Source organism: Gemmiger formicilis (assembly GCF_016901605.1).
Taxonomy (GTDB): Bacteria; Bacillota; Clostridia; order Oscillospirales; family Ruminococcaceae; genus Gemmiger; species Gemmiger formicilis_B.
This window is the reverse complement of sequence record NZ_JACJKP010000284.1, coordinates 1-2,118: the sequence shown is the minus strand read 5'-3', so window position 1 is coordinate 2,118 and position 2,118 is coordinate 1. Positions and strand designations below refer to the sequence as shown.

Below are 2,118 nucleotides of genomic sequence, written 5' to 3'. Positions count from 1 at the left end.
GCAAAAATGCCATATACAACGGTAAAGTAAGAATCATACCCGCACGTCCCACATTATAATCTCCCAGCTTGATGGCACTGCTGACGTGGTACTTTTCCGGGTGATTGAGAATCGTTTTGGTACTCTTGGTGTTTCCTGTTGCTGCTTTTACTTCCACCAAGGTACATTGGCCTTTATACCGGATCACAAAATCGACTTCCAAACCGCTGTCTTTGTGAAAATAATAGAGCTTTCGCCCCATCTTTCCAAAAATATCTGCAATCAGATTTTCAAAGATAGCACCTTTATAGGCATACAGCTTTCCCTGCAGAATATCATACTGGGTTCCATCTTCCAGCATACTCACAAACAAACCGCAATCCTGCATATATACCTTGAATACATCCTGCTCGGCATTCCCGTCCAGCGGCAACTCTGTAATGGAAAGATTGTAACACCGTATGATAATCCCGGCATCCTCAATCCACTGCAGGCTTCCCGCATATTGGGCAGCCGAAGATCCTTTCTTTACCACAGAATACTGGAACTTCTTATTTTCCTTGCTGAGCTGTTTCGGTATGGACTGGAAACATTCTTTAATTCGTGATTTATCTTTTCTTTCCGCATACTTTACCATGTCATCTTCATAGGAGCGGATGATATCCCGCTGAATCTGCAAAACCTGATCCATCTGTTTGGTGTCCACAAATGTCTGCACCGCATCGGGCATTCCTCCAACCACCGCATATTGCAGCAAAAGCTGGCGCATACGATTATGAAGAGCTTCCGGCACTGGTTCTTCTTTTTCCAACCATCCTTTCAGGAAATCAATCACCGAATCCGCAATGCCATTGGCCCAAAGAAACTCTTCGAAATCCAGAGGATACATATCCAGTACAGTTTCTGATCCTACCGGAATGGATTTAGGTTCTTTGCCATACCCTTTTACCCCCAGCAGTGAGCCGGTTCCAATCACATCGTATCGTCCGTCTATCCTGAAAAACTTGAGTGCTGTCCGCGCTTCCGGGCATTCCTGAATCTCATCCAGGATAAGCACCGTATTTCCGCTTTCGAATACCGCGTCACTTCCCATCAGTGCTGACAACATCATGACAATGTTGTCTACTTCCAAAGAACCGGAAAACACTGCCGCATAATCCGGATTTTCAAAAAAATTGAGATACACTACATTCTTATAATTTTTTCGTGCAAAATCCAAAACGGAAAATGTCTTTCCGCACTGGCGGCATCCCTTTATAATCAATGGTTTATGATTTTCTGTATTTTTCCATTCCATCAATTTCTGCTCAATTTTTCTTTTCAGCAACTGTTTTCGCCTCCTCAAACTATCCTTATTTTCAGTATAATAAGAGGCTCATATTTTTTCAAGCGACTTTTGGCACAATTTGTCAACTTTTTCAAACGACTTTTTCTTATTTCTGCTTATTTTTCCTGATTTTTCTCCATTTTACTCTATTTTTCCTTTAATAAAGCAGCACCAATTTTGTTTTTCTTACGAAATCGGATGAGTTTGTGCTATACTCTCTCCTGCATGTCAAAAAAAGGAGGTTTATAGCAACATGCGATATTCTGAAACCGTACATCAGGAGGCTTATCAGCTCTTCCTGCAAGGGTACGCCTGCCGGCAGATCAGTGAAACCTGCCACGTTCCCTTGCCGACCATCTACCTGTGGCAACGCCGCTGGCGAGAAAAGCTGTCCGGGCAAACGCTGAAGGATTTGTCCCTGGAGGATGCCGGAACCCTTCTACTGACCACCCAGGCGCTCCGCCGGGAACTGGAGGAGGCCCAGCGGAATCTACAGATCCTGCACGAGAGCGGCATCCTGCGCACCATTCCCATCCGGGACCGGTCTCTCTTTGCGCGCAAATACGCCGACCAGGTCCCCTACATTTACAAAGTGTTCGAACTCAGTTCCAGTGCCTTCTTCCGTTACCGGAAGGAATCTGCCACGCCCTCTGAGCGAGCCAAACAACAAGCGCTGTACCGGAAAGAGGTACAGCGCATCTTTTTGGCGCCGAATAGGCATGATAAAACCCCCAGTTCAACTGGGGGTGGATAAAAAATACTTTAGTGAAGAGAAAGAACCTCCTGTGCTAGAATAAAGCTGGTCTGGCAAC

At 45.3% G+C, this 2,118-nt stretch carries 2 protein-coding genes; one reads left to right on the top strand and one right to left on the bottom strand.

Annotated elements, in window-relative coordinates; all coding sequences use genetic code 11:
* Nucleotides 1-1,306 (bottom strand): ATP-binding protein (locus tag H6B10_RS14185; protein WP_204652194.1); only part of this gene is annotated, 1,306 nt, incomplete at its 3' end.
* A gap of 253 nt (nt 1,307-1,559) precedes the next feature.
* On the opposite strand from H6B10_RS14185, the gene H6B10_RS14180 reads away from it, so the two are divergent.
* Nucleotides 1,560-2,060, top strand: coding sequence for a terminase gpP N-terminus-related DNA-binding protein (locus H6B10_RS14180; protein ID WP_204652193.1), 501 nt, complete (start codon nt 1,560-1,562; stop codon nt 2,058-2,060).
* Nucleotides 2,061-2,118 lie beyond the last annotated feature (58 nt).

What these genes read in the sequence shown, in the direction of transcription:
- H6B10_RS14180 (WP_204652193.1), top strand. Translation starts at nt 1,560, where the DNA reads ATGCGATATTCTGAAACCGTACATCAGGAGGCTTATCAGCTCTTCCTG.